The 21,888-nt window shown below is 61.9% G+C and carries 36 protein-coding genes; 33 read left to right on the top strand and 3 right to left on the bottom strand.

Annotated elements, in window-relative coordinates:
• Positions 1-21 precede the first annotated feature (21 nt).
• Genes A2G96_RS05860 through A2G96_RS05835 form a run of 7 tightly spaced genes read left to right on the top strand, consistent with a single transcriptional unit; the run spans position 22 to position 5,473 of the window.
• Positions 22-357 carry a phage tail assembly protein gene (locus A2G96_RS05860; protein WP_062797606.1) on the top strand — a complete coding sequence of 112 codons (336 nt, stop codon included), beginning with the start codon at positions 22-24 and terminating at the stop codon, positions 355-357.
• Between the two features lie 23 nt (positions 358-380).
• Entirely contained in the window at positions 381-452 is a 72-nt protein-coding gene (locus A2G96_RS32240) for a GpE family phage tail protein (protein ID WP_082819034.1), read from the top strand.
• 1 nt (position 453) lies between these two features.
• Complete coding sequence (locus tag A2G96_RS05855; RefSeq protein ID WP_062797604.1) at positions 454-3,300, top strand: phage tail tape measure protein; 2,847 nt, start codon at positions 454-456, stop codon at positions 3,298-3,300.
• Between the two features lie 9 nt (positions 3,301-3,309).
• Positions 3,310-3,720: a phage tail protein gene (locus A2G96_RS05850; RefSeq protein WP_062797601.1), complete on the top strand. Its 411-nt coding sequence runs from the start codon at positions 3,310-3,312 to the stop codon at positions 3,718-3,720.
• A complete protein-coding gene (locus A2G96_RS05845) occupies positions 3,720-4,784 on the top strand; it encodes a phage late control D family protein (RefSeq protein ID WP_062797599.1) in 1,065 nt (354 codons plus the stop codon). The genes A2G96_RS05850 and A2G96_RS05845 overlap by 1 nt, the downstream gene beginning before the upstream one ends.
• A gap of 57 nt (positions 4,785-4,841) precedes the next feature.
• On the top strand, positions 4,842-5,186 hold the full coding sequence (locus tag A2G96_RS05840) for a type II toxin-antitoxin system RelE/ParE family toxin (protein WP_062797596.1): 345 nt from the start codon (positions 4,842-4,844) through the stop codon (positions 5,184-5,186).
• Positions 5,183-5,473: a helix-turn-helix domain-containing protein gene (locus A2G96_RS05835; protein ID WP_062797594.1), complete on the top strand. Its 291-nt coding sequence runs from the start codon at positions 5,183-5,185 to the stop codon at positions 5,471-5,473. The genes A2G96_RS05840 and A2G96_RS05835 overlap by 4 nt, the downstream gene beginning before the upstream one ends.
• A gap of 152 nt (positions 5,474-5,625) precedes the next feature.
• Here the strand turns inward: A2G96_RS05835 and A2G96_RS05830 are convergent, their stop codons facing one another.
• Positions 5,626-6,066: a hypothetical protein gene (locus A2G96_RS05830; RefSeq protein WP_062797592.1), complete on the bottom strand. Its 441-nt coding sequence runs from the start codon at positions 6,064-6,066 to the stop codon at positions 5,626-5,628.
• Between A2G96_RS05830 and A2G96_RS33070 the strand changes: the two genes are divergently transcribed.
• Positions 6,065-6,322, top strand: coding sequence for a hypothetical protein (locus A2G96_RS33070; RefSeq protein ID WP_150124061.1), 258 nt, complete (start codon positions 6,065-6,067; stop codon positions 6,320-6,322). The genes A2G96_RS05830 and A2G96_RS33070 overlap by 2 nt on opposite strands.
• Here A2G96_RS33070 and A2G96_RS05825 read toward each other — a convergent pair.
• On the bottom strand, positions 6,309-6,557 hold the full coding sequence (locus A2G96_RS05825; RefSeq protein WP_062797590.1) for a hypothetical protein: 249 nt from the start codon (positions 6,555-6,557) through the stop codon (positions 6,309-6,311). The genes A2G96_RS33070 and A2G96_RS05825 overlap by 14 nt on opposite strands.
• 148 nt (positions 6,558-6,705) lie before the next feature.
• Positions 6,706-6,996: a hypothetical protein gene (locus A2G96_RS05820; RefSeq protein WP_197672299.1), complete on the bottom strand. Its 291-nt coding sequence runs from the start codon at positions 6,994-6,996 to the stop codon at positions 6,706-6,708.
• Positions 6,997-7,339: 343 nt separating this feature from the next.
• Between A2G96_RS05820 and A2G96_RS05815 the strand changes: the two genes are divergently transcribed.
• The 25 genes from A2G96_RS05815 (at position 7,340) to A2G96_RS05715 (ending at position 21,843) form a co-directional block, all read left to right on the top strand.
• The gene (locus tag A2G96_RS05815) at positions 7,340-7,531 is read left to right on the top strand and encodes a hypothetical protein (RefSeq protein ID WP_062797585.1); all 192 of its coding nucleotides are present in this window, start codon (positions 7,340-7,342) and stop codon (positions 7,529-7,531) included.
• A gap of 61 nt (positions 7,532-7,592) precedes the next feature.
• Complete coding sequence (locus tag A2G96_RS05810; RefSeq protein ID WP_062797583.1) at positions 7,593-7,781, top strand: hypothetical protein; 189 nt, start codon at positions 7,593-7,595, stop codon at positions 7,779-7,781.
• A complete protein-coding gene (locus A2G96_RS05805) occupies positions 7,778-8,131 on the top strand; it encodes an Ogr/Delta-like zinc finger protein (protein WP_082818860.1) in 354 nt (117 codons plus the stop codon). Before A2G96_RS05810 ends, A2G96_RS05805 begins: the two co-directional genes overlap by 4 nt.
• Positions 8,132-8,142: 11 nt before the next feature.
• Positions 8,143-8,541 (top strand): hypothetical protein, encoded by a 399-nt coding sequence (locus A2G96_RS05800; RefSeq protein ID WP_062797580.1) that lies wholly within the window; start codon positions 8,143-8,145, stop codon positions 8,539-8,541.
• A gap of 286 nt (positions 8,542-8,827) precedes the next feature.
• Positions 8,828-9,130, top strand: coding sequence for a hypothetical protein (locus A2G96_RS05795; protein ID WP_062797577.1), 303 nt, complete (start codon positions 8,828-8,830; stop codon positions 9,128-9,130).
• On the top strand, positions 9,130-9,333 hold the full coding sequence (locus A2G96_RS05790; protein WP_062802085.1) for a hypothetical protein: 204 nt from the start codon (positions 9,130-9,132) through the stop codon (positions 9,331-9,333). Before A2G96_RS05795 ends, A2G96_RS05790 begins: the two co-directional genes overlap by 1 nt.
• Positions 9,334-9,351: 18 nt before the next feature.
• Positions 9,352-9,516 (top strand): hypothetical protein, encoded by a 165-nt coding sequence (locus A2G96_RS33680; RefSeq protein WP_154676076.1) that lies wholly within the window; start codon positions 9,352-9,354, stop codon positions 9,514-9,516.
• Entirely contained in the window at positions 9,516-9,716 is a 201-nt protein-coding gene (locus A2G96_RS05785) for a hypothetical protein (protein WP_062797575.1), read from the top strand. The genes A2G96_RS33680 and A2G96_RS05785 overlap by 1 nt, the downstream gene beginning before the upstream one ends.
• A 383-nt stretch (positions 9,717-10,099) precedes the next feature.
• A complete protein-coding gene (locus A2G96_RS33060; RefSeq protein WP_150124059.1) occupies positions 10,100-10,378 on the top strand; it encodes a hypothetical protein in 279 nt (92 codons plus the stop codon).
• Complete coding sequence (locus A2G96_RS05775) at positions 10,375-13,062, top strand: toprim domain-containing protein (protein ID WP_062797570.1); 2,688 nt, start codon at positions 10,375-10,377, stop codon at positions 13,060-13,062. Before A2G96_RS33060 ends, A2G96_RS05775 begins: the two co-directional genes overlap by 4 nt.
• A 26-nt stretch (positions 13,063-13,088) precedes the next feature.
• Positions 13,089-13,460 (top strand): hypothetical protein, encoded by a 372-nt coding sequence (locus A2G96_RS05770; protein WP_062797568.1) that lies wholly within the window; start codon positions 13,089-13,091, stop codon positions 13,458-13,460.
• 9 nt (positions 13,461-13,469) lie between these two features.
• Positions 13,470-13,715 (top strand): hypothetical protein, encoded by a 246-nt coding sequence (locus A2G96_RS05765; RefSeq protein WP_062797565.1) that lies wholly within the window; start codon positions 13,470-13,472, stop codon positions 13,713-13,715.
• Positions 13,716-13,728: 13 nt separating this feature from the next.
• Complete coding sequence (locus A2G96_RS32235; protein ID WP_082818859.1) at positions 13,729-13,998, top strand: helix-turn-helix transcriptional regulator; 270 nt, start codon at positions 13,729-13,731, stop codon at positions 13,996-13,998.
• Between the two features lie 236 nt (positions 13,999-14,234).
• The gene (locus A2G96_RS05760; RefSeq protein ID WP_062797563.1) at positions 14,235-15,506 is read left to right on the top strand and encodes a tyrosine-type recombinase/integrase; all 1,272 of its coding nucleotides are present in this window, start codon (positions 14,235-14,237) and stop codon (positions 15,504-15,506) included.
• 108 nt (positions 15,507-15,614) lie between these two features.
• Positions 15,615-16,376 carry a TIGR02391 family protein gene (locus tag A2G96_RS05755; RefSeq protein ID WP_062797561.1) on the top strand — a complete coding sequence of 254 codons (762 nt, stop codon included), beginning with the start codon at positions 15,615-15,617 and terminating at the stop codon, positions 16,374-16,376.
• Between the two features lie 313 nt (positions 16,377-16,689).
• Entirely contained in the window at positions 16,690-17,046 is a 357-nt protein-coding gene (locus A2G96_RS32230; protein ID WP_082818858.1) for a helix-turn-helix transcriptional regulator, read from the top strand.
• A gap of 313 nt (positions 17,047-17,359) precedes the next feature.
• Complete coding sequence (locus tag A2G96_RS33675) at positions 17,360-17,515, top strand: hypothetical protein (RefSeq protein ID WP_154676075.1); 156 nt, start codon at positions 17,360-17,362, stop codon at positions 17,513-17,515.
• Positions 17,512-17,739: a hypothetical protein gene (locus A2G96_RS05745; protein WP_062797556.1), complete on the top strand. Its 228-nt coding sequence runs from the start codon at positions 17,512-17,514 to the stop codon at positions 17,737-17,739. Before A2G96_RS33675 ends, A2G96_RS05745 begins: the two co-directional genes overlap by 4 nt.
• A gap of 95 nt (positions 17,740-17,834) precedes the next feature.
• The gene (locus A2G96_RS05740; RefSeq protein ID WP_062797553.1) at positions 17,835-18,302 is read left to right on the top strand and encodes a hypothetical protein; all 468 of its coding nucleotides are present in this window, start codon (positions 17,835-17,837) and stop codon (positions 18,300-18,302) included.
• Positions 18,303-18,310: 8 nt separating this feature from the next.
• Positions 18,311-18,595, top strand: a complete 285-nt coding sequence (locus tag A2G96_RS05735) for a hypothetical protein (RefSeq protein WP_062797552.1) — start codon at positions 18,311-18,313, stop codon at positions 18,593-18,595.
• Positions 18,596-18,649: 54 nt separating this feature from the next.
• Positions 18,650-19,204, top strand: a complete 555-nt coding sequence (locus tag A2G96_RS05730; RefSeq protein WP_062797550.1) for a hypothetical protein — start codon at positions 18,650-18,652, stop codon at positions 19,202-19,204.
• Positions 19,205-19,290: 86 nt separating this feature from the next.
• Complete coding sequence (locus A2G96_RS05725; RefSeq protein WP_062797548.1) at positions 19,291-19,524, top strand: helix-turn-helix transcriptional regulator; 234 nt, start codon at positions 19,291-19,293, stop codon at positions 19,522-19,524.
• An 8-nt stretch (positions 19,525-19,532) separates the two neighbouring features.
• A complete protein-coding gene (locus A2G96_RS33055) occupies positions 19,533-19,832 on the top strand; it encodes a hypothetical protein (protein ID WP_150124058.1) in 300 nt (99 codons plus the stop codon).
• The gene (locus A2G96_RS05720; RefSeq protein WP_231909618.1) at positions 19,829-20,749 is read left to right on the top strand and encodes a hypothetical protein; all 921 of its coding nucleotides are present in this window, start codon (positions 19,829-19,831) and stop codon (positions 20,747-20,749) included. The genes A2G96_RS33055 and A2G96_RS05720 overlap by 4 nt, the downstream gene beginning before the upstream one ends.
• Complete coding sequence (locus A2G96_RS05715; protein ID WP_062797545.1) at positions 20,746-21,843, top strand: replicative DNA helicase; 1,098 nt, start codon at positions 20,746-20,748, stop codon at positions 21,841-21,843. The genes A2G96_RS05720 and A2G96_RS05715 overlap by 4 nt, the downstream gene beginning before the upstream one ends.
• The last annotated feature ends 45 nt before the right edge of the window (positions 21,844-21,888 follow it).

Here is a 21,888-nt window from a genome sequence, read left to right as displayed (position 1 = left end):
CTCACCTATCAGGATCACATCATGGCTACCCCTGTTACCGAAACCATTGCCCTCGACGAGCCGATCAAGCGCGGCGAGCAAGTCATCGAGTCGCTCACCGTGCGCAAGCCGCTTGCCGGCGCGCTGCGAGGCGTGTCGCTGGTCGCACTGTGCAACATGGACGTCGTGGCGCTGCAGACCGTGCTGCCGCGCATCACCACACCCACGCTGACGGCCGCCGATGTGGCGAACATGGACCCGGCGGATCTGCTCGAGGTCGGCACGGCGGTGGCCGGTTTTTTCGCGCGGAAGGCAGAGCGGCCTCCGGTGCCCGACTCTGCGACCGCGTCGAAGACGCCTTCGCCGACATCGCTGTGATCTTCCATTGGCCGCCCGCGGCCATGGATGAGATGGAGCTGGTTGACCTGATGGCTTGGCGCGAGCGCGCCAGGGTGCGCAGCGAAGCGGAATAGCATGGCAAGCGAACGCGAACTCAAACTCAAGGTAGTCCTCGACACGATCGACCGTGCCACCGCGCCGCTGCGCAAGATCTCCGCCACCAGCGCGGAGACGGCTCGCGCGCTCAAGGCAACCCGTGACCGGCTGAAGTCGCTCAACGAGCAGCAGCGTGTGGTTGATGACTTCAGCAGCACGCGCGGCGCGCTCAAGCAAACGGCTGCCGACCTGTCCACCGCCCAGCAGCGGGTGCGCCAGCTCGCCCAGCAGCTCGACGCTGCAGGCGTGCCCACGCGTGCGCTGCAGCGCGAATTCCAGGCGGCCCAGCGGGACGCCAAGACCCTGGCGATGCAGCACGACAGCCAGGCCATCAAGCTGCAGGGCTTACGCGACAAGCTGTCTGCCGCCGGCATCAGCACGTCTGACCTCGCCTCCCACCAGCGTCAGCTGCGCTCCAGCATCGCCAGCGCGACGCAGCAGATGGAGGCGCAGAAACAGCAGGCAGCGGCTCTCGCGGTGAAACATCGCAAGTGGGCCGCCGCCACGCGGCAGTACCAGGACACGCAGCAGATCGCGTCGCGCACCGCCGCGGCGGGCGCGGCGACCACCGGGGCCGGCGCGGCGCTGGGCCTGCCGGTGGTCAAGGTGGTCCGCGACTTCTCCTCCCTGGAGACGGCGACCACCGACCTGCACGCCTCGATGATGGACAAGGGCGGCAAGGTCGGTGCCGAGTTCGACAACATCCGCCTGCGCGCCAAGCAGCTCGGCGACAAGCTGCCGGGCACGACGCGTGATTTCATGGAAGCCGCCGAAGCGCTTGTCTCCCAGGGCATGGACCACAAGAGCATCGCCAACGGCGGCCTGGACGCCTCGGCATACCTCGCCGTGCTGCTCAAGCTGGACAAGGCTCGGTCGGCCGAGTTCATCGCCAAGGCCCGCGAGGCGCACGGCCTGAAGGATGAGCAGTTGCCGCTGGCGGCCGACATGATCCAGCGCGCGCGCTACGGCTTCGGCCTGAAGGTCGACGACATCTACGAATCGATGAAGTACGCGTCGACCGACATCAACATCAAGGGCCAGGTCGGCGACATCGGCAAGATGCGCGAGTACATGGCCCTGCAGGGCATGGCCGCCCAGGTCGGCCTCGAGGGCAGTTCCTTCGGTACGAACTTCTCGCACATGCTCAAGGCGATGGCCTCGCTCGGCAACAAGCTGGAGGGCGCCAAGAGCGAGGAAGGCAAGTACGTCAACAGCCTGCTGGAGGGCAAGGGCGTCGAGCTGCAGTTCTTCAACAGCAAGGGCGAGTTCGCCGGCTTCAAGCACATGATGCAGGAGCTGGAGAAGCTGCGCGTGTTCACGCCGCAGGAGCAGGAGCGGATCCTCAAGAAGATGTTTGACACCGAGGGCGGCCGGCCCGCCTCCATCTTCCTGCAGCGTGGCGTTGCCGGCTTCGAGGAAGCGCTCAAGCGCATGGAAGACCAGGCCAGCTTGCAGCAGCGCGTCGACGATGTGCTGGGCACCCTGAAAAACCGCTGGGACGCGCTCGGCGGCACGGCCACCAACCTCTCCACCACCCTGGGCGAGACGCTGCGCCCGCAGCTCGTCGACGTGATGGACACCGCCGGCCGCGTGATCGAGCGCACGACGGCCTGGGTCGAGCGCAACCCGATCCTGGCCGGTACGCTGGTCAAGATCGCCGCCGCGCTTGCGATCGTGCTGACCGTCATGGGCACGTTCACGATCGCGCTGGCGGCCCTGATCGGCCCCTTCGCCATCCTGCGCTATGGCATGGCGCTGGTCGGCCTCAACGGCGGGATCCTGGCCACAGTGTTGGGCGGACTGGGCGCCGTGCTGCGCGGCTTCGCCGGGCTGCTGTTCGGCCCCGTCGCCAAAGCGATCGGCCTGGTCGGCAACGTGCTGCTGTGGCTCGGCCGCGCGCTGATGCTGAACCCGATCGGCCTGGTGGTCACCGGCATCGCGGCAGGCGCCTACCTGATCTGGAGCAACTGGGAGACGCTCGGCCCCAGGTTCGCCGCCTTGTGGGCGTCGATTCAGGGCTTCACGGCCAGTGCCTGGGGCCAGGTCGTTGCGACGCTCGGCGGCATGTGGGCGCAGATCCAGGCCGCGACGGCGGGTGGTATCGGCAAGGTGTCCGCGCTGATCCTGGACTGGTCGCCGCTGGGCCTGTTCTACCGTGCCTTTGCTGGCGTGCTGAGCTGGTTTGGCATCGAACTGCCCAGCCGGTTCTCCGAGTTCGGGGCGAACATCATCCGCGGCCTGGCTAACGGCATCACGGGTGCCCTGGGCTCCGTCAAGGCGGCGATCTCTGGCGCGGCCGACGCGGCGATGACCTGGTTCCGCGAGAAGCTGGGCATCCGCAGCCCGAGCCGCGTATTTGCCGGGTACGGCGGCGACATCTCCGAGGGCACGGCCCTGGGCATCGCCCGTAATGAGGCACTGCCGGCGAACGCCGCGCGCCGCATGGCCGCAGCCGTCGCCACGGCCGGCGCGCTGGCGCCGCTATCGGTGGCCGCCGGTCAGCCGCCGCAGGCTATCCCCTCGCCCAGCGTGCCCGCAGCCAGTCAGCGCCCCGCCCTGGCCGCGCTGGCCCCCCTGGCGGCGCGAATTGATCTGCCGGCATTTACAGCGCCCGAGCCGATCAAGGCGGACACGAGACCGCCGATCGTGCCGCGTCAGCAGCGAGCCGTGGTGGTGGACAGCCACGACACGGTGCAGATCAACCTGCATTTCGCCGCGGGCGCCGACGAGCAGGCCATCACGCAAGCGATCCGGGCAGAACTCGACCGGCGCGAGCGCGAGAAGGCTACTCGCCTGCGCAGCCAAATGGCCGACTATCACCACTGAGCCACGATCATGATGATGTGCCTTGGCAGCTTCGTTTTTTCGCTGCCCACCCTCGCCCACCACGAGCTGCAGCGCCAGGCGGAATGGAAGCACCCGAACGTGTCGCGCGTCGGCACCCGGGACGCTCACCAGTACACCGGCCCCGGCGACGAGACCATCACGCTTCCCGGCTGGATTGCGCCCGACGAAGGGTTCGCGGGTAGCCCGATCTCCCTCGATATCCTGCGCTACATGGCCGACGCAGGCGACGCCTATGCCCTGGTGGAAGGCTCCGGCCGCATCTACGGCGCGTTCGTCATCACCACCATGAGCGAGACGCGCAGCTATCTCAACGAGGATGGCTCGTCCAAGCGTATCGAGTTCTCCATTTCCCTCAAGCGCGTCGACGAGAACCTGGTCGGCGTCCTCGGACTATTCTGATGGCACACCCTCGCCCGGCCGTGCGCGTGACGCTCGACGGCCTCGACATCACCAGCAAGGTCATGCCGCGCCTGGTCAGCCTCACGCTGACCGATTGTCGCGAGAACGAAAGCGACCAGCTCGACCTGACCATCAGCGATCACGACGGGCGGCTGGAGATCCCACCGCGCGGTGCCGAGATCACGCTCGCGATCGGCTGGCAAAGCACACCACTGGCGGGCTTCCCTCCCGGCTTTCCGGCAGGCGTGATCGACAAAGGCAAGTACATCGTCGATGAGGTGGAGCACAGCGGCGCGCCAGATGTCCTGGTCGTGCATGCACGCGCATCGAACCTGCTGCATGAGTATCGAGAGCTGAAGGAGCGCAGCTGGCATAAGACAACGGTCGGCAAGATCGTGGAGGCGATCGCCGCCGAGCACGGCCTCACCGCGCGCGTGGCGGCCGGGATCGGCAGCCGCCCGATCGACCACGCGGACCAGACCAACGAGAGCAACGCGAACTTCCTGCGCCGCCTGGGCAAGCAGTTCGACGCGGTGGCCACCGTTAAGGCCGGCGTGCTGCTCTTCCTGCCGGCATCCGAGGCACGTGCAGCCAGCGGGAGGGATCTGCCGGCGCTGCACATCGTGCGGCGGGATGGAGACGGGCACCGCTACCACACCGCCGACCGGGACAGCTATACGGGCGTACGTGCCTTCTGGCACGACCCCAAGCAAGCGAAGCGCCGCAGCGTCGTAGCAGGCGTCAGCGGCAACGCGAAGCGGCTGCGCACGACCTATGCCAGCGAGAAGGACGCGCTTTACGCAGCACGGTCGGAATGGCAGCGGATCCGGCGCGGCATCTTTTCGTTCGAGTACACCTTGGCCTATGGCCGCGCCGACATTGCGCCACAGACTCCCGTCACCGTCAGCGGCCTAAAGCCGCAGATCGACGCCACTGACTGGCTTGTCTACCGCGTGCGGCATTCGCTGAGCAAGACCGGCTTCACCACAGCGCTGGAGCTGGAAACGAAGCAGGAAGAGGCGGACGAAGGCGACCAGGGCAGCGACGTGCTGGCCGGCGACTGAGCGCACACGCCGGCAATTTCCCTTGCCATTTATACAAGTATTTGTATAATTCAACTCATGGCACACGACGACATCAAACCGGTTGAATTCCTCGGCACCTCGCTGGACGATCTGCGGGAGTTCCCGACGACCGCTAAGCGCCAAGCCGGCCTGCAGCTGGACCGCGTGCAACGCGGTTTCGAGCCGGACGATTGGAAGCCGATGGCGACCGTTGGCGCTGGCGTGAAAGAGATCCGTGTCAGCGACGCCGCCGGCATCTTTCGCGTGATGTACGTCGCCAAGTTCGACGATGCGGTCTACGTGCTGCACTGCTTCCAAAAGAAGACGCAGCAGACCGCCAAGCGCGATATCGATCTGGCAGCAGCGCGCTACAAGGAACTGCTCAAGGAGTTGAAGAAATGACCAGCAAGAAACGATTTGACAGCGTGTGGGATGCGCTGGAGGACACCCCTGGCGAGGCCGCTAACATGAAGGCCCGTGCGTCGCTCATGATCGCCATCGCAGAGCGGATCAAGGCCGAGGGACTCACTCAGGCCGAGGCCGCAAAGCGGCTCGGTGTCACGCAGCCGCGCGTTTCCGATCTGATGCGCGGCAAGATCGACCTCTTCAGCTTAGACATGCTGGTCAACATGCTCGCGCAGGCTGGTCTGCGCGTCGATATCAGCGTGCACGAAGGCGCTGCCGCGTAGCTGCGCCCTTTCCATTGCCACCACCCGGCGCACAAAAATTACCAGATGCCGGATGGTGGTCCGCCGAGCTATACGGCCAATTTCAAACTACGTCTAGCTTGCGCTAGCTACTCGCGAGATCCATAGTCTAAGCACGCGAGAATCGGGGCGAATCAGCCACCGACAGTCATCTTAATGCCGAGGCTTAGGGCTTCTTTCACGGCGGCACGCATGACCTCTTTGCCTCCCGCTTTGGTCGCACCCAGCATGCGCTCCCCAAGTGTTGGCGAGTTCGTCAGGCTGCCCGGCACCGCCTTCAGCACCTCCAAGCCTTTGGGCGTAAGGATGATGTCGTGCGGCCGCGGCTCACGCTCCTTCGAGACTCCCTGGATGTAGCCCGCTGCAGTTAGCCAAACTATGGTCGACTCAAAGAAGTCGCCCTCTTTGGTTCGCAAATGCAGGCCAGTTCGCTCCTGCACGAAGTAAGCAGCATCGAAGCCGCCTTCAACAAATTCCTTGGCGTCTAGCTTTCGTGCCACGGGGAAACTCTCATAGAGGGCGGCAAATATCTTGCCGGCAATCTCGTCAAACTTTTCAATATTCTGAGGTGTCATGTCTAAGCAAATCGGATTGAGCGCGGAACAGACGCGCGAAGAAAATCTGCGGATCTTGATCCAGGTACTCGAGCGTCAAATTCGTGGCGACATCGATACCATGCGGGCGAGGGCTTCGTGGGAGTACATGCTGAAATCCATGCCGCACGACGATATCGCCGAAGCACTATCCATGACCCTTACGCACCACAACTACCAGGAAGCGTCACCGCGCTGCTGCTGCGGATGCCGGCATACTGCCGTCAATGCAACGTGACGGGCTCGACCAGCTCGAGCAGCTCGCGCAGCGGCTCAACCTGGTCGACGATCAAATCGTCAATCTCCACGTGCATCGTTCCATCGGCGAGCTGCTCCCACGATTCCACAATGGGAACGCGTTGGGCAGTGCCATCCGACGCGACGTAGTGGTATGCACCAGAGGCCAACTGTCGAACGGCAGCGAGCAGCTGCGCCGCTGACTCGTCGGTCGACGGGCAGAAGATGAACTTCATGGGACTTCCTTGTGATGGCGGCCGCTGTCGCGACCTGGTTGCGCACTACTAGAGCCAGGCCATAGCTCGCCCGGCGAAGCTGTTCTCGCCAAACACCTCTTCAAAGCGAAGCGGTGCCTCAATGGCGTACAGCCAGATGTCGGTCTCGTTAGCCGACTTTCTTTCCCATTTCCTTTGGCTGCGCGAGCGCATCAAGCACTTTTCGCGCCGCCGCCTGTCCTTCCGCGCCTGCGTGCTTGTAGTTGTCCAGCAGAGCACGCTCTTCGGCCGTGATCGTTGCCGCGGGCGTCCTATTACCAGTCAGGACATAAAGCACGTCGACCCCGATGCCGCCGATCGCGGCGAGATACACCGCGTCCGGGCTTCTCTCGTCGGACTCATAGCGCATCTGTGCAAGGCGTTTCACTCCCCCAACTTCGCCGAGTTGTTCCTGGCTCATGCCGAGCCGAACCCGCTCCTCTTTGAGCCGCCCCCCGATAGTTTCCATTTGGATGCACAAATCTCTTGACGAGTATCCGTTCGGATACTATATTCACTACACACACAACCGACGACAAATCATAACTTATGACTACTTTCCGCCCCGGGGCTCCCCGCGGCAAGCAGACGCAGCCACTTGCGTTGCGCTTGACCCCGGAAGAGGTCGCAAAGGCCGACAGATATGCATCCGAAGACTCTCGCTCTCGGGCTGCTTTTGTCCGTCTGATGTTTCTGCGCGGCATGCAGGAATATGAGCGCGAACGCTCCCACGCCTAACGGCGCCAGCACCACCAGGAGCCACCATGTACCCCGACCCCAAGCGTGTCCGCCGCTACCGTCTCACGTTGAGCCTGGACCAATACGAGCACGACCTGCTCGTTGCCTTGGCGAACTACCAGGGCGAACAGTTGGCACCGATGGCTCGGATGCTCGCTGTTGCCGAAGCAGAACAGCGCCTCGGCATGGAAAGCAGTGTGGCCCAACAGACGGCATAAAGACAGGCGCTTAGTAGCGGCTTTTGAGCTGCTCAAAAGTTGCTCATCAGCCGACAGATCGATGCCCGACGAAACCATCACCATCAGCGAGCAGGAATACGAGATGTTCGAGCGCATCCGGCAACAGCAAGGTCTGGACACCATCGAGCAGACCGTCGAGTGGCTGGCAAAGGCCAGGATTCAGCGCCTAGCTAAGCAGGCCGGCGGGAAGCGGCGTGCTCTGGCCCTGGTGCAGAGGCAAGACCAATGAGGCTCTCCATCAAATGCCCGCATTGCCGTGCGCGCGCTGCATTCGTGAAGAGCCGCGAGATGTCCCTGACCATGCGCGAGGTTACCTATCGATGCACGAACGAGTACTGCGGCCATGTGTATGTGGCCAATCTAGAAGTCTGCCGCACGTTGTCGCCTTCCTCGATCCCGGATCCGCAGGTGCACATCCCCTTATCGCGCCACGTGCGCCGCGATCGCCTGCACGCCGTCCTCGAGGGGGCAGCTGCTGCTCCCGACAACGATGCAGCGGCGGGCAGGCAGCTGGCGCAGCTTGATATCGAATTTGATTCCCCTATCGGAGGCACCTCCGAAACGATCGACCAAGACTGAAGGAGCGACCGATGATGAACAACCACACTTCGCAAGATGTCCACTATGCCGCGCTCGCTTTTCTCGCCGGCCAGGACGCGCTGCACGCGGATCGGCGCGCGATGATCGATCAGGCCATCTCGCACCTACAGGAGCGCTTCAGCATGTCCGAAGCACGGGCAGAGATCGCCGTCCTGCAGGCGCTCGGCGAGCACGACAGCTGCCGGCGGCAGGAGTACATCGACCTAAGCCTGTCCACCAGCTTTTTGCTGGTGATCGTGGACCCCGTCAGCGGCCGGAAGCGGGGCATTACCCTCGCGACTCTGATGGGCCTAATGAAGACCCCGGCGCTGTCCGCCGAGCCCCTGCCGAGTACGCGGCACCTCCTAGCCACGGGCCAACTAGTCTGCTCGGCAGAGACGCAGCACTAAACCTCCCCTAACGCTGCAAACCGAATGCACTACCGCCCCTGCGGGCGGTAGCGGGATTCCTTTTGCCCATTTTTCTTGTGTCAATGATGAATCGAATGAACTGGTATGCGCTGCTGGGTCACGCCCTCCAGGCGCTGACATTGGACCGTAGGTACCCGCAGCTCTCGACTCCGATGCAGACAGCCACTGCGGGTAAAGCTGCGGCCTCCAGCCTGGTGCAGCTCGGCGGCCTAATGGGGGAATGGTGATGTCAAGCGTAACGAGCTTTGTTGATAAGGAAACGCAGATGCTGGTGTTGCATAACCAGGGGTCTTCGTCGATCGCGAAGTATGACGCTCTGGTCGAGGCCGGCAAGGAAGCAGCGAAGCTGGCCGATGAGTTGAAAGGCGCGGCTTCGCGCAAGGTGCGAGATTTTTCCTACGCGCTGCACGAGCAGGCCTCGGCTGCCTACCAGGACTACCGGCGGTCGTACGATCGGGTCCGTTTGGATAGCTGGCTGAGCACCAGGGACGCGGACTATTTCTCTCGTGTTGACGAGGCACTGGTGGCCACGATAGCGGCTCTGGGCGGCTTGATGGGGGAATGGTGATGGCTCAGCAAATCTATGCGCGGATCAAGCGCACCAGCAAGTATTACGGGCAAACCGAGAAAGGTGCCATGTTTCCTGTCCAGCTCGATCCGCATAAGGGCAAGTCGGAGTACGTGGTGCACGGCAACAGCAATGACTACAGGCTGGCTGACGTGCAACTGTTCATCGTCGGTGGCGATGGCACAGAACTTCGGATTGCCTGACGTGATGGGGGAATGGTGATGGAAACCATCGAGACTAAGCGCGCGGTGTTCTCCAAGGTGCTGGAGTGGCATCAGGCGGGGCAAACTGCGTATGAACTTTGCGGGCGCATGTATCCATGGGATGGTCGGCTTGCGTGCGCCAAGTCGCTTGATGATCTCGGCGGCTTGATGGGGGAATGGTAATGGCTGCCGCCCGCGCTAACGCCAACCACCGCCGCTGCCTGCTGCAGGATCTGGCCTCACGCCAGCACGCGCAGAAGATGCGCAGCCGTCGCAACGTCAGCTATCAGGCATGGACCGTGGCCAGCTGTGCCGAGACCATGCTCGACGCTCGCTTGAGGGCCAACATTGATTGGCTCGGCGGCCTGATGGGGGACTGGTGATGTGCACAAGTTGGTTTTCCGATGCGAGGTACAGCAGTCCGAATCCTGAGCTAAACGATGCCGATGGCGATATCGATGGCTTCAAGTATTCGCTGCATTGCCGCGATCACGGCATCTGGTTCGATGACTGCCTGGCTCAGATCCTGGATGCTCGTGGCGGTCTGATGGGGCAATGGTGATGGTAACCGCCGCGCCCCGCAGACCCTATCCCCACGACGTGAGCCGCGAAGACCTGGAGCGGGTGCACCGCGAGATGGGTATCACAGTCCCGCTCGACCAGGCCTCGCCACTACTGCTCGCCACTCTCGCCGTGGTTGCCCATTGTTGGCTACCCAAGGAACGAAAGTTCGCTGCCGAACCGGCCCACACCTTTAGAAACCTGAATGTCCCCGCTCGACGCCGCTCGGGCGCGGACCTCAAACGACTCGCCGCCAATGACTTCGATTGACTCAACCACAATGCCTGCAAAAGACTCCGTATTCACGCGAGAGCGCCTCGTCGTCGTCACAATGGGCGACCGCGCGCGCTTCGATGTCATCGGAATACCCGCAAAAGAGAATGTATCCCTGCTGACAGGCGAGACGTATCTCTCAAAGAGCGTCGAAGAGGGCGAGATGCTCGTTCTCTTTATCCACAATCTCGCAGGTACAGCGGCACGATGACGCCCGACCTGCACCAGGACGTTACATCGCGTCTGCTCGCCGAGTTCTCATTCAAAGAGAAAACATCAGGCGGTAGCCGATGGCTGCGTGAAGGCGTTTGCCCTTCTTGCCAAAAGAAGGAGCTGTACACGAATGCAGATCATCCCTGGGTGATCCGGTGCGGCCGGCTCAACAATTGCGGCTTCGAAGCGCACGTCAAGGATCTATACAAGGATCTCTTTGAGCGCTGGAGCGACCGCTATGTCGCCGCGCCGTCGAACCCAAACGCTGCAGCCGATGCCTATCTGCAGCACGCGCGCGGTTTCGATCTCGACCGGATCCGCGGCTGGTACTCCCAAGAGACCTTCTTCGACCACCATGCCGATGGTGGCAAGGGCGCTGCAAGCGCAACGGTGCGCTTCCCCTTTGGTGTCGCGTGGTGGGAGCGCTTGATCGATCAGCCGAAGCGCTTCGGCAAGATGAAGGCTCGCTTCAAGCCTGGCAGCGGCTATGCCGGCATGTGGTGGCAGCCGCCCTCCCTGGACGTGACGACAGTGAAGGAGATCTGGATCACCGAGGGGATCTTCAACGCGATCGCGCTGATACATCACGACATCGCCGCCGTGTCGGCCATGTCGAGCAACAACTACCCCGAGCAGGCGCTGGACGCCCTGCTCGCCGCGCGCGGCGGCAAGCGCTGCAAACTGGTGTGGGCGCTCGACTCCGACAACGCCGGCCGCAGTTTCACGCGAAAATGGGCCGCGCGCGCTAAAGAAGCCGGCTGGGAGTACGAGGCGGCGCAGGTGCCGGTACGCGGCAACGTCGCGCTCGACTGGAACGACATGCATCAGCGCGATGCCTTCAAGCCTGACGACTTGAAGGAATACCGCTACCAGGGTGCCCTGCTGCTCGCGGAGAGCGCCAACGAGAAGGGCTTGCTCATCTACCGCCACAGCGGCGGCAAGCGGCTGGAATTCGACTTCGAGTTCGGCAAGAACCTGTACTGGTTCAAGCTGGATCTGGACCGTTACAACCGCGCCTATGCGGAGATCGAGCGCAACGACGAGACACACAGCCTGACCGCCGACGAGCTGCGCGACCAGGCACTGGACAAGGCGAGCACGATCCGTTCGATCGCCAACTGCGTGCCGCGCCCGCTCTATTTCCAGGAGAACAAGCTCACCGACGAGAGCTGGTACTACTTCCGCGTCGAGTTTCCGCACGATGCGTCGCCGGTCAAGAACACTTTCTCCAGCGGCCAGCTGACCGCAGCCAGCGAGTTCAAGAAGCGTCTGCTCGGCATCGCCCCAGGTGCAATGTTCTCCGGCACCAGCCAGATGCTGGAACGGATGATGGAGCGTCAGCTCTACAACATCAAGCGCGTGGAGACGGTCGATTTCATCGGCTACAGCCGCGACCATGGCTGCTATGTCCTCGGCGACTTCGCGGTAAAGGACGGCGCGATCTTCAACATCAACAAAGAGGACTACTTCGATGTCGGGAATCTCGCAGTTAAATCCCTCAACCAGTCCGTCCACCTGACGATCAACCGCGACGAATCGGCCTACCGGCGCGACTGGGTGAACCTGCTCTGGCTGTGCTTTGGCGCCAAGGGCTTGGCCGCGCTGACCTTCTGGCTCGGGACGCTGTTCGCCGAGCAGATCCGCGCGACACAGAAATCGTATCCGTTCCTCGAGGTGGTCGGCGAAGGCGGCTCGGGTAAATCGACCTTGATCGAGTTCCTCTGGAAGCTGTTCGGCCGCAGTGACTACGAAGGTTTCGACCCATCGAAGTCTTCCCTGGCGGCTCGGGCGCGGAACTTCGCTCAGGTTTCCGGCCTGCCGGTCGTACTGATCGAGTCCGACCGCGAACGCATCGGCGAGGACAAGACACACGTTAAGTCTTTCGATTGGGATGAGCTCAAGACCGCCTACAACGGCCGCAGCGTGCGCGCGCGCGGCGTGGCCACGGGTGGCAACGAGACCTACGAGCCCCCCTTTCGTGGCGCGATCGTCATCAGCCAGAACAACGAGGTCAACGCGTCAAATCCAATTCTGCAGCGGATTGTCCATCTCACTTTCGACAAATCGACGCATACGCGCGAAAGCTACGCCGCTGCGCGCGAGCTGGAGAGCGTTCCGACCGAACAGGTCTCAGGATTCGTCCTGCAGGCCGCCCGGCGAGAGAAGGCCATCCTGGCGACCGTGGAGGCGCGTATCGCGCACCACGAGCAGTTCCTGTTGGCCCAGCCCCAGGTGAAGTCGACACGGATCGCGAAGAACCACGCGCAGTTGCTGGCGCTGGGCGAGGCGCTGCGCGACCTGGTGGGCCTATCCGTTGAGCAATCCGAAGCCCTCGAAGAGCAGATCGTCACGATGGCTTTTGAGCGCCAGGAGGCGATCAACAGCGATCACCCGATCGTCACCGAGTTCTGGGAAGCCTTCGAATACTTGGACGGTCAGGACCAGCCCGTGCTGAACCATTCCCGCGACGAGAACCTGATCGCGGTCAACCTCAATCACTTCATCCAGGTCGCCACCGACCGCCGGCAGCAGGTACCCCTGCTGCGCGACCTCAAGCGCGTGCTCAAAGCCAGCCGCCGGCACAAATTCCTCGAGATCAAACCAGTCAACAGCGCCATTCGCGGCATCGAGCTGACGAAGGGCTCCACGGTCAAGTGCTGGGTCTTCCAGCGCGGCAAATAACTTTTCACCACCCAAAGGAGATCCACATGGAAAACCAACCCCAAAAGCAGTACGCCATCATCGAACTGTTCGGCCACGCTCGCATTGCAGGCCAGATCAGTGAACAGACCTTCGGAGGCACAACGTTTGTTCGCATCGACGTGCCAGAGATCACGTACTGCGTCTCGGGTCAGAAAGGCGACGAGCGCGCCGTTATCCCGGCCCACACCGTCACCTTCGGACCAGGCTCGATCTACGCGATCAACTGGTGCGATGAGGCCGCCTCCGTATTGGCCGCGCACAGCATTCGCCGCGAACCGCTTTATCTCTACGCCCTCCAGGATGCCCTGCGGCGCATGCCCGAGCAGTCGCGCGCGCCGATTCTTGAGGGCATTGATTCCGACGACATTCCGTATTGAGGTGCCGCCGTGCTGACCTTTATCCAGATCTTGATTTTCCTGACCAGCGTGTCAGCCGTGTACCTGCTGACCGGCCGACCAGCCCAGCACCGCTGGGGTGCTCTGGTAGGGCTGATCGGCCAGCCGCTATGGCTATACGTCACCATCCGCGCGGAAACCTGGGGCATCGTCGCTGTGAGCGCGTGGTTCCTGGTCTGCTACGCGCGCGGTGTCTACCTCGGTTTCTTCCGCGACGCTGCGGCTAAGACTCGCTGATCGGGGGAATCGAATGAAGGATCTGCACAGCAAGAATCCCGGCCAGCGCGCACGCGAGATCCCATCGTTTGGCTTCATCAGGCTTCCCCAAGTCCTAGCAGTCTTTCCGGTCTCGAGGACCACCTGGCTGAACGGTGTCAAGTCGGGGAAATTCCCCAAGCCGGTACGTTTGGGACCGGCTACAGTCGCGTGGCGAGTCGAGGACATTCGTGCCCTGATCGATTCCGTCTCGCAGGCCGGCGGGCAAAGTGGGGGCTCTTCTGGGGGCACCGACCGCACGTGACGAGAGAATTTCCTGATGAAATAATGACTTACGTCGATTTTACGATTCCTCTCTTCGGCACCAAAAGCATTCCAAAGTTTGACCAGCATTGCCCAGAAACCCGCTCAGCGTAAAGCTCTGCGGGTTTTTTGTTGCCCACGGTTGCCCATCGTCACCTAACGATAACCACACTTTTTCGGGGTATGGTTGGGGGTATGGGGTATATTTTTGGGGGTATGGACTTCTGATGGCCCGAAATGCCGAAGCGAATCCTTCCCCTGACCGATGCGGACTGCAGGCAAACCAAGTACGACAAGGAGGGCAGCAACCGTCTTCGTGATGGCGGCGGCCTATATCTGGAACTCCTCCCTTCTGGCGCCAAGAAATGGCGCATGAAGTACAAGCGCCCCGGCACAAAGCAGGAGAACCTGCTGTCCTTCGGCGATTACCTCCCGAACTCCCGCGGCGTCAGCCTGGCTGAAGCCCGAGAAAAGCGGGCCGAAGCCAAGAAACTGCTTGCCAGCGGGATCGATCCGGCCCTGCACCGCGACATGGAGCGGGAGAAAGCCAAAGTCGCTGCCCTCAACACCTTCGAAGCCGTCGCCGAGGACTGGCTCAGCACCAAGCGCAAAGGCTGGAGCGCCAGCCACGACAAGCGCGTGACAGCCATCCTCAAGAACGACATCTACCCACAGATCGGGAAACGGCCGTTCTCAGAGATCAGCGGCCCCCTCATCCTGGCCGTGCTGCGCAAGATCGAGCAACGAGGGGCGCACCACATTGCCCTCAAGGCACTGGAGGCCTGCGGGGGTATTTGCCGGCGCGCGAGTGCAATCGGCGCGGCCGACCGCGACCCGAGCGTCGGGCTACGCGAACACCTGGCCCCCAAACCCCCGACGAAGAACTATCCGCGCGTCACGGAAGCCGAACTCCCTCACCTCTTGGAGTTAGTCAGCGGCTACAAGGGAGCGCCGGAAACGCGCCTGGCCATCAAACTGATGATCCTGACGTTTCTTCGCACCAATGAATTTCGCTGGGGCCGCTGGGATGAGATCGACTGGGAAGCGCAGGAATGGCACGTCCCCGCGGCGAGGATGAAAGGCAGCCTTGAGCAGAAGGCATCGGACGACACCCATGTAGTACCGCTGTGCACCCAGGCCATTGCCATCCTGAAGGAATTGCGCGAGCTGACCGGCCGCTATGCCCTGCTCTTCCCCGGCACCAAAGACCCCGGGAAGGTGCCCATCTCAGCGGAGACCATCAACAAAGCGCTGAAGAGCCTGGGCTTCGAAGGCAAGCAGACTGGCCACGGCTTCCGCGGACTGGCGTCCACCATCCTGAACGAGCGCAGCGGGTTTGATCACCGGGCAATCGAGTTGCAGCTAAGCCATGCGATCGGCAACAAAGTCAGCCGCGCCTACGACCACTCCGAGCGGTTGGAAGAGCGCCATCGGCTTATGCAGTGGTGGGGAAACTATATCGACCAAAAGAGCGGCGCGAATGTGGTGCCTATTCAGCGATCAGCATAAAAGTCCTTTCCCCTACAGTCGTCACTAGCTCGGTCTTCGTCACCGACCAGGGACGACAGCGCATCGCAGCTATGCTCATAGCTTCTTGACCAATTACGCGAATACAACATGCCCTTACTGAGACAGCTCATCCCAGAAGCTGACGCACTTCTGGCCTTGGAGATTCCCGATCTTGCTGGATACATGCTCGAGACGTTGCTGCCGGTGACAAATGACAATCGAGGCAACTGGAATCGGCACAACTTCTGCTTAAACGCGATGCGCGAATATAGCGACAACGGCCAGCAGCGCAACGACATTGGCATAGCCTGCTCGACTGCCTGGTCGTGGCTGGAGGCCAATGGACTGATTTGTCACGCCCCCGAACAAGAACACTGGTACGTACCGACGCGACGCGCAGAACAAATCGGGAATTACCGCGGCATCCGTCAGATGATCAGCCAACGCGAACTGCCGCCCGAATTTCTGCACCCATCGATGCTGGAAAATGTTCGACCGCTTTTCCTGCAAGGCAAGTTCGATACCGCGGTCTTCGAAGCGTTCAAGGCGTTAGAAGTTGCGATCCGTTCGGCCTGCGGTTTCGGTGCAGACCAGATTGGCGTCCAACTGGCAAGCAAGGCCTTCCACCCGGAGAGCGGGCCGCTGACTGATCAAGACCAAGAGAAGGGGGAAAGGGTCGCCCTTATGAATTTGATGACGGGCGCATTGGGAAGCTATAAAAATCCGGTCTCACATCGACATGTTCAACTCGGCGCCGAAGAAGCGCGCGAGATGGTCATGCTGGCGTCGCATTTGCGCAAGATCGTGGATGCACGGGCGGGCAAGCTGTTCGAAACGACGTTCGCAGCGATAGAAGATCAGCCCTCCTAGCACCGCCCCTCGACGTCTGGACAATAGACGGAAATAGAGGGATCGCGAAACCCGCCACCAGCTTGGGTTTGACGGCCATTCTGCGCAACGAATTGCAATAGACAGCATCGCCTAAATTTTCCGTGCGGCAGGAAAACAACGCTTCGTGACACCAATGTCTCTTAGCTTCTGTCCCCAGAAAAAATAGGTGAAGGGACTTGCATCGCGCTCGAAAGGCCGTGCCTAGAATCGCCGCAGGTTGTGAGAGACCAGTCCTCGCTACCCGCACCGCCCGCGCCACTAGACGCGGTCCTCCCACGATTCTCGACCGTGAATGCCGAAGCTGAACACGATCTACACCTCCTCTGGCCCCATCCTCACCACGAAGCAGAGGCCGGCGCGGCGCGCTGCCGCCGCAGCGCATGGCCGTCAAACCCAAGAAGCGGTATCAGAGCGCCAGCAGGTGCCGGCACTTGAAGGCACTCAGCCCCAGACCTTGCCACGCGATGGCTACTCCCGTTTCAAACAGCTTCAGCCCTTCCTGCCGGTCAGCCGCGAAAAGTGGCGGCAGTTGACGCGCGATGGCCGGGCGCCTGCACCGGTCCGTCTGGGCGCTCGATGCACGGTCTGGAAGAACAGCGACGTGCATCAGTGGCTTGCTGACCCGCTGAACTACAAGGCAGTGGACTAGCCTCAGGCAGCAGCTATTGGTCAACGCTTGCAAATACTTGTAAACCGCGGCCAATTAGATATACTGCAGTTGTCTTCGAGACAAAGAAGACCGGGTTTGGCGACCTGAATTACCTACGGCGGACTGCCGCTCTTGCGGCTTTTTTTGTCCGTGCATGCGCTCGCGCGCGCCTCTCCAATGGCGGGCCGGGTGGGGCAGCCTTCGGGCTGGCCGGTTTCCGTAGGTACCGGTTCGCCAACCCCGCCGTCCGGCCCGCCGCCTCACTACTGCGCTCAACAGGCTGCAGGCCTTGTACCCCAAATTGGAGGTTGCAATGCCCAAAGTCACTCAAATCACCGACCCTACCCAACCAGCGGTATCGATGGATATCGATCGCCTGGATCGCATTGAGACGGCCTCGATGCAGTTGCATTCCCTGCTCGCCCCGATCTCGGGCGAACTCTCAAGCCTTGTTGGGAGCAAGCAATGAACCCGCATGCGACGCGCAATGTTGTCAGCCTTGTCGAGTACCGTGCCCAGAGGGCACCAGAGCCTCTGACAACGATCAGCATCAACCTCAACCCCGACGGGACGGTTGGTTACAGCCACAGCAATCTTCGAGACGAGGATGCATTCAGAGCTTTGGTCGGTTGTTACTGCTTGATGGGCCAATTCATGAAGCAACTCAGGGACAAGCTGGAAATCGAAGCCTGAGCAATCCATCTGAAGACCACGCTCTTGAAACACACAACATAACCCGCGATTCGCGCTCCCCCATTGCCGGGCGCGCCTTTCTCTTGGAGCTGACCATGAGGCTCGAGCAATTTCATACTCGCGATAGGTCCTATGGGGCCTGGCATCGGGCGCCGTCTATCCAACGTTTCATCGCGCCGAACGAGGCAGAAGCGCTGACGATGGTGGACCTGGACTCTGTCGTGTTCACCGAGTATGAGGATCGCGGGAAAGTGCCGCTGGTGCTAGTGGAAGTTGCCCGAGATATCGGCCAGGACAAGCCGGCGGGTGTGCTCCAGGGCCTGGCACGGCTGGCCGATGTGCCCGCATACGTCGCCCTCTACACCCCATCCGACCTACCAAACCCCGCGAATCCGAACTGGTCGGACATCGATCATTTTCGAGTTCGAAGACTATGGCCACACCCTGAGCATCGCTGGCGGGAACTCACTCCGACGGAATGGGCGCGAGCACTGCTGCAGATTCGTGGGTGGCAACTCCAGCGATTCGCCCAGCGCAGCGCAGCCAACGATGACCACTACTAGGAAACGACATGGAACAGTCAAACGAAGCAGTGAGACCATCGGCGTCTACCCTCCGATGGCTCGGCGACAACATCTCCTTCGATGCCAGCAGGCCAGCCACAATCGAATTCGAGGACGCCAATGGCAAGCCTTTGTACCTGAGCCTTGCTGAAGCATTGGCACGCGCCGAGGAGGTCGACAACTACGGCCTGGGCCGGATCGTCGCCGGCGCCGGCTTCGCCGCCGAGCGCGGCTACCTGTGCACGGCCGACGCCGAATCGTGGCGACGCTGGCGGTTACACGCGCGCAACTAGGTAGCCAAGCAACGAGGAATGCCGGCGGAATGCCGGCTTCCACAAGGAAGGACCATGAGTGAGACCAGTGACCAGAAGCCGCGAGCCGACACCGCCGAGAGCAATGGCGAATCACCTTACGACCAATATCTCAGGGCGAAGGAGAAACGCCTGGAGACCGGCGCCTTCTCCCGTGACATTGTCCGTACGATGCAGCAAGCCTTTGCGCGCGCGCTCAAGTCAGGCGAGCCCATACCGGAAGAAATGCTGGTCGAGCTCCGCTTTGCCTTCGAGGACCTTTGCACCGGGATCAAGCCCGATCTCTTCTCTGTCATCGCGGCGGGCGGCGCAGAGCCTCCGATTGCTAAATACCTGCAACAGGATGGCCTGCGGTATATCGAGTGGGCGCAAGACGGGCGCATCGACGACGCCACACCGGTAGCGACCGTCGCAAAGGCCTATGGCGTCACCCAGAAAACGGTTCGTAAGTGGCGACAGAAGCAGCAGGAAGACGGAATCGCATTGCCAAAACTCGTGTTCGACAACGCCGAGCATGTGCGCCGGATGCTAAAGATCGCATCGGACCAGTACAAGGCGCGGATACCCAAGCGAGGCCGACAACCCACCTGACGAACTCTAGTCGCCCATATTAAGTTCCCTGCCAACAGCCAAGAATGCTTCCACCGCCAACAAACTACGGCAAGTGAGGAAGCAAGATGGCAAAGAAGAAAGACCAGAGCCAAACCCCCACCATCCTTCCCAAGGACGGGGTCTCGCGGTTCGGACAGATCGCTCCCTTCATCCCGTTCTCCCGGGAAACCTGGCGAAAGCTCGTGCAGGCTGGCAAGGCACCGCAGCCAATCAAAATGGGCGACCGCTGCACTGTCTATCGCAATGCGGAAGTGCATGCTTGGCTCGCTGATCCGGTGAACTACCGCGCCGCCCAGTGAGGTCGGCCATGAACGCGATCTCGACCAGCGCCAGCCGGCATCAGCCCGGCCAGCGCTCGCCCCAAGCTCAATCCACCCCTCGCCGCTTCGGTGGCCCAGGGTGGCCACCGGTACGTCGTACGCAAATCCGCGGCGAATGGCGGGTCACCAAGGACATGATCTGGCCGGCAGTCGTCTGGAACGACGGGTACTGCTGGGCCTACTTCCACGATCTCACTCCGGACACCCTGCAGTGGGTGATGGACATGCTGCGCGAAGCCGAGTTTGACCGGCATCCGCCGGGCATTGTCAGGTGGGGAGGGGAATGATGGCGACTACTTCCGAACAGCAAGCAGCACCGCGCGCTCGCTATCGCAAGATTGAAGTGCGAATGTGGGGCGATGAGAAATTCCGCGCGCTGAGCCCGTTGCAGCCGTCCGCCCAGGCGCTGTGGGTCTTCCTCCTGACTGGCCCACACACGGGCCCCATCCCGGGTTTGTTCCGCGCCGGACGCGCCGCGCTCGCCGAGGAACTGGATTGGCCGGTGGAAGCCTTCGACGAAGCCTTCCGGGAAGTCTTTCGGGAAGGCATGGCGAAAGCCGACTGGAAGGCCAAAGTTGTGTGGATCCCAAACGCCCTGAAATGCAATAAGCCCGAGTCGCCAAACGTGGTGAAGTCGTGGGCTTCGGAATGGTCACAAATCCCGGAATGCGCACTCAAGCGAGAGGCCTTTGAATCCCTGAAAGCCAATACCTGCGCGCTTTCCGAGGCTTTCGGGAAGGCTTTCGCTGAGGCTTTCGGTATGGCTTCCGGAAAGGCTAGCGGGAAGGCATGCGGTAATCAGGAACAGGAACAGGAACAGGAACAGGAACAGGACAACTCTGGCGACCCTGCCGGGTCACCTGCCGGCAGCAAGACTGCCAGCCTGCAGAAGCCGGCATGCCCTCATTCCGAAATCGTGGAGCTATACCACGAGATTCTGCCGATGTGCCCAAGCATCCGTGACTGGACGAAAGCACGGCAAACCAACCTGCGCGCGCGTTGGAACGAAGAAGCCAAGCGCCAGAACCTCGACTATTGGCAGCGGTTTTTCACCTACATCGCAGAGTCCGACTTTCTCACCGGCAGGTCCAAGACCCAGGAGGGGCGCAAACCCTTCGTTGCCAGCCTGGACTGGATCGTCAAGCCCGAGAACTTCACGAAGATCCGTGAGGGGCGCTATCACCACGAGGACGCTTCAGCATGACCACACCAGACGATTTCCCGCAGACGAGGGCGCTGTACAGCCTGGAAGCCGAGCAGGCAGTCCTTGGGGGCCTTCTGCTCGACAACAACGCCGTGGACCGCATCAACGGCCTGGAGCCGGCGCACTTCTACCGCGACGACCACCGCGAGGTCTTCGGAGCGATCTACCGCCTGGTGGTTGCCAATCGACCTGCCGACATCGTGACGGTGTTCGAGATGCTTCAGTCGCAGGGCAAGGCCGAGCGCGTTGGCGGGCTGGGCTATCTAACCGAACTGGCTCACCGCACTCCCAGCACCGCGAACATTGCCCGATATGCAGAGAGCGTGCGCGAGCGCGCCCTGCTCCGCGAGACGCTGGCAGTGGCGCGGAAGGTGCAGGAAATGGTCGAGACGCCGGGGCCGATGAAGGGCCCCGAGATCCTCGATCGCGCACAGGGCATGCTGGCCAAACTGGCCCAGATCGGCGTGCGCAAGGAGCCGAAGATGCTTCGCGAGCTGCTGGCCGAGTTTTGCGACACCGTGGACGCCCGAGCGCACGGCTCCGGGGAAATGGCAATCCGGACGGGTTTGGAACCGATGGACAAGGCTCTGAACGGTGGCCTGCGCCGCGGCAATCTGGTGATCGTCGCCGGTCGACCGTCGATGGGTAAGACTGCCCTGACCACTGACATTGGGCTGAATATCGCCTCCAGCCACAGCGTCCTGCTCCTGTCGATGGAGATGTCAGACCAAGAGATCGTCGCGCGCGCCGTCGCAAACCGTGGCGGGCCGTCGCTGGCCAAGCTACTCGGCCAGCTCGATCCGGGCGATACGGCTGCCTGGCAGCGGTTCACCCAATCGGTGCAGCACGTCGACGGCCTCAACTTCGCAGTGGACGACTCGCCAGCCCTGACGCTGCTCGAGGTGCGCATGAAGGCCAAGGCCCACCAGCGCAAGCACGGCCTGGACATGCTGATTGTCGACTACCTCGGCCTGATGACTGGCGGCGAAGAAAAGATGCGCACCCAGCAGATCGGCGCCTACTCGCGCGGCCTGAAGGCGCTGGCGAAAGAGCTGAACGTCCCTGTGGTGGCTCTGGTGTTGACGGCGGTGTAAAAGCGACAGTAAATGGCGGCGTATGGTTGGGTCAGAAGGTCAACA

This window comes from Cupriavidus nantongensis (genome assembly GCF_001598055.1).
GTDB classification, from domain to species: Bacteria; Pseudomonadota; Gammaproteobacteria; order Burkholderiales; family Burkholderiaceae; genus Cupriavidus; species Cupriavidus nantongensis.
This window is presented reverse-complemented; position numbering and strand designations above follow the sequence as displayed.

What these genes read in the sequence shown, in the direction of transcription:
- A2G96_RS05730 (WP_062797550.1), top strand. Translation starts at nt 18,650, where the DNA reads ATGAGTGAGACCAGTGACCAGAAGCCGCGAGCCGACACCGCCGAGAGC.
- A2G96_RS05825 (WP_062797590.1), bottom strand. Translation starts at nt 6,557, where the DNA reads ATGAAGTTCATCTTCTGCCCGTCGACCGACGAGTCAGCGGCGCAGCTG.
- A2G96_RS05805 (WP_082818860.1), top strand. Translation starts at nt 7,778, where the DNA reads ATGAGGCTCTCCATCAAATGCCCGCATTGCCGTGCGCGCGCTGCATTC.
- A2G96_RS05770 (WP_062797568.1), top strand. Translation starts at nt 13,089, where the DNA reads ATGGAAAACCAACCCCAAAAGCAGTACGCCATCATCGAACTGTTCGGC.
- A2G96_RS05815 (WP_062797585.1), top strand. Translation starts at nt 7,340, where the DNA reads ATGTACCCCGACCCCAAGCGTGTCCGCCGCTACCGTCTCACGTTGAGC.
- A2G96_RS05835 (WP_062797594.1), top strand. Translation starts at nt 5,183, where the DNA reads ATGACCAGCAAGAAACGATTTGACAGCGTGTGGGATGCGCTGGAGGAC.
- A2G96_RS05845 (WP_062797599.1), top strand. Translation starts at nt 3,720, where the DNA reads ATGGCACACCCTCGCCCGGCCGTGCGCGTGACGCTCGACGGCCTCGAC.
- A2G96_RS05840 (WP_062797596.1), top strand. Translation starts at nt 4,842, where the DNA reads ATGGCACACGACGACATCAAACCGGTTGAATTCCTCGGCACCTCGCTG.
- A2G96_RS05855 (WP_062797604.1), top strand. Translation starts at nt 454, where the DNA reads ATGGCAAGCGAACGCGAACTCAAACTCAAGGTAGTCCTCGACACGATC.
- A2G96_RS05740 (WP_062797553.1), top strand. Translation starts at nt 17,835, where the DNA reads ATGAGGCTCGAGCAATTTCATACTCGCGATAGGTCCTATGGGGCCTGG.
- A2G96_RS05790 (WP_062802085.1), top strand. Translation starts at nt 9,130, where the DNA reads ATGGCTCAGCAAATCTATGCGCGGATCAAGCGCACCAGCAAGTATTAC.
- A2G96_RS05800 (WP_062797580.1), top strand. Translation starts at nt 8,143, where the DNA reads ATGATGAACAACCACACTTCGCAAGATGTCCACTATGCCGCGCTCGCT.
- A2G96_RS33675 (WP_154676075.1), top strand. Translation starts at nt 17,360, where the DNA reads ATGCCCAAAGTCACTCAAATCACCGACCCTACCCAACCAGCGGTATCG.
- A2G96_RS05725 (WP_062797548.1), top strand. Translation starts at nt 19,291, where the DNA reads ATGGCAAAGAAGAAAGACCAGAGCCAAACCCCCACCATCCTTCCCAAG.
- A2G96_RS33060 (WP_150124059.1), top strand. Translation starts at nt 10,100, where the DNA reads ATGTCCCCGCTCGACGCCGCTCGGGCGCGGACCTCAAACGACTCGCCG.
- A2G96_RS05775 (WP_062797570.1), top strand. Translation starts at nt 10,375, where the DNA reads ATGACGCCCGACCTGCACCAGGACGTTACATCGCGTCTGCTCGCCGAG.
- A2G96_RS05850 (WP_062797601.1), top strand. Translation starts at nt 3,310, where the DNA reads ATGATGATGTGCCTTGGCAGCTTCGTTTTTTCGCTGCCCACCCTCGCC.
- A2G96_RS05760 (WP_062797563.1), top strand. Translation starts at nt 14,235, where the DNA reads ATGCCGAAGCGAATCCTTCCCCTGACCGATGCGGACTGCAGGCAAACC.
- A2G96_RS32230 (WP_082818858.1), top strand. Translation starts at nt 16,690, where the DNA reads ATGCCGAAGCTGAACACGATCTACACCTCCTCTGGCCCCATCCTCACC.
- A2G96_RS05795 (WP_062797577.1), top strand. Translation starts at nt 8,828, where the DNA reads ATGCTGGTGTTGCATAACCAGGGGTCTTCGTCGATCGCGAAGTATGAC.
- A2G96_RS05785 (WP_062797575.1), top strand. Translation starts at nt 9,516, where the DNA reads ATGGCTGCCGCCCGCGCTAACGCCAACCACCGCCGCTGCCTGCTGCAG.
- A2G96_RS05810 (WP_062797583.1), top strand. Translation starts at nt 7,593, where the DNA reads ATGCCCGACGAAACCATCACCATCAGCGAGCAGGAATACGAGATGTTC.
- A2G96_RS05755 (WP_062797561.1), top strand. Translation starts at nt 15,615, where the DNA reads ATGCCCTTACTGAGACAGCTCATCCCAGAAGCTGACGCACTTCTGGCC.
- A2G96_RS33680 (WP_154676076.1), top strand. Translation starts at nt 9,352, where the DNA reads ATGGAAACCATCGAGACTAAGCGCGCGGTGTTCTCCAAGGTGCTGGAG.
- A2G96_RS33070 (WP_150124061.1), top strand. Translation starts at nt 6,065, where the DNA reads ATGTCTAAGCAAATCGGATTGAGCGCGGAACAGACGCGCGAAGAAAAT.
- A2G96_RS32235 (WP_082818859.1), top strand. Translation starts at nt 13,729, where the DNA reads ATGAAGGATCTGCACAGCAAGAATCCCGGCCAGCGCGCACGCGAGATC.
- A2G96_RS05745 (WP_062797556.1), top strand. Translation starts at nt 17,512, where the DNA reads ATGAACCCGCATGCGACGCGCAATGTTGTCAGCCTTGTCGAGTACCGT.
- A2G96_RS05830 (WP_062797592.1), bottom strand. Translation starts at nt 6,066, where the DNA reads ATGACACCTCAGAATATTGAAAAGTTTGACGAGATTGCCGGCAAGATA.
- A2G96_RS05720 (WP_231909618.1), top strand. Translation starts at nt 19,829, where the DNA reads ATGATGGCGACTACTTCCGAACAGCAAGCAGCACCGCGCGCTCGCTAT.
- A2G96_RS05860 (WP_062797606.1), top strand. Translation starts at nt 22, where the DNA reads ATGGCTACCCCTGTTACCGAAACCATTGCCCTCGACGAGCCGATCAAG.
- A2G96_RS05820 (WP_197672299.1), bottom strand. Translation starts at nt 6,996, where the DNA reads ATGAGCCAGGAACAACTCGGCGAAGTTGGGGGAGTGAAACGCCTTGCA.
- A2G96_RS33055 (WP_150124058.1), top strand. Translation starts at nt 19,533, where the DNA reads ATGAACGCGATCTCGACCAGCGCCAGCCGGCATCAGCCCGGCCAGCGC.
- A2G96_RS05715 (WP_062797545.1), top strand. Translation starts at nt 20,746, where the DNA reads ATGACCACACCAGACGATTTCCCGCAGACGAGGGCGCTGTACAGCCTG.
- A2G96_RS05735 (WP_062797552.1), top strand. Translation starts at nt 18,311, where the DNA reads ATGGAACAGTCAAACGAAGCAGTGAGACCATCGGCGTCTACCCTCCGA.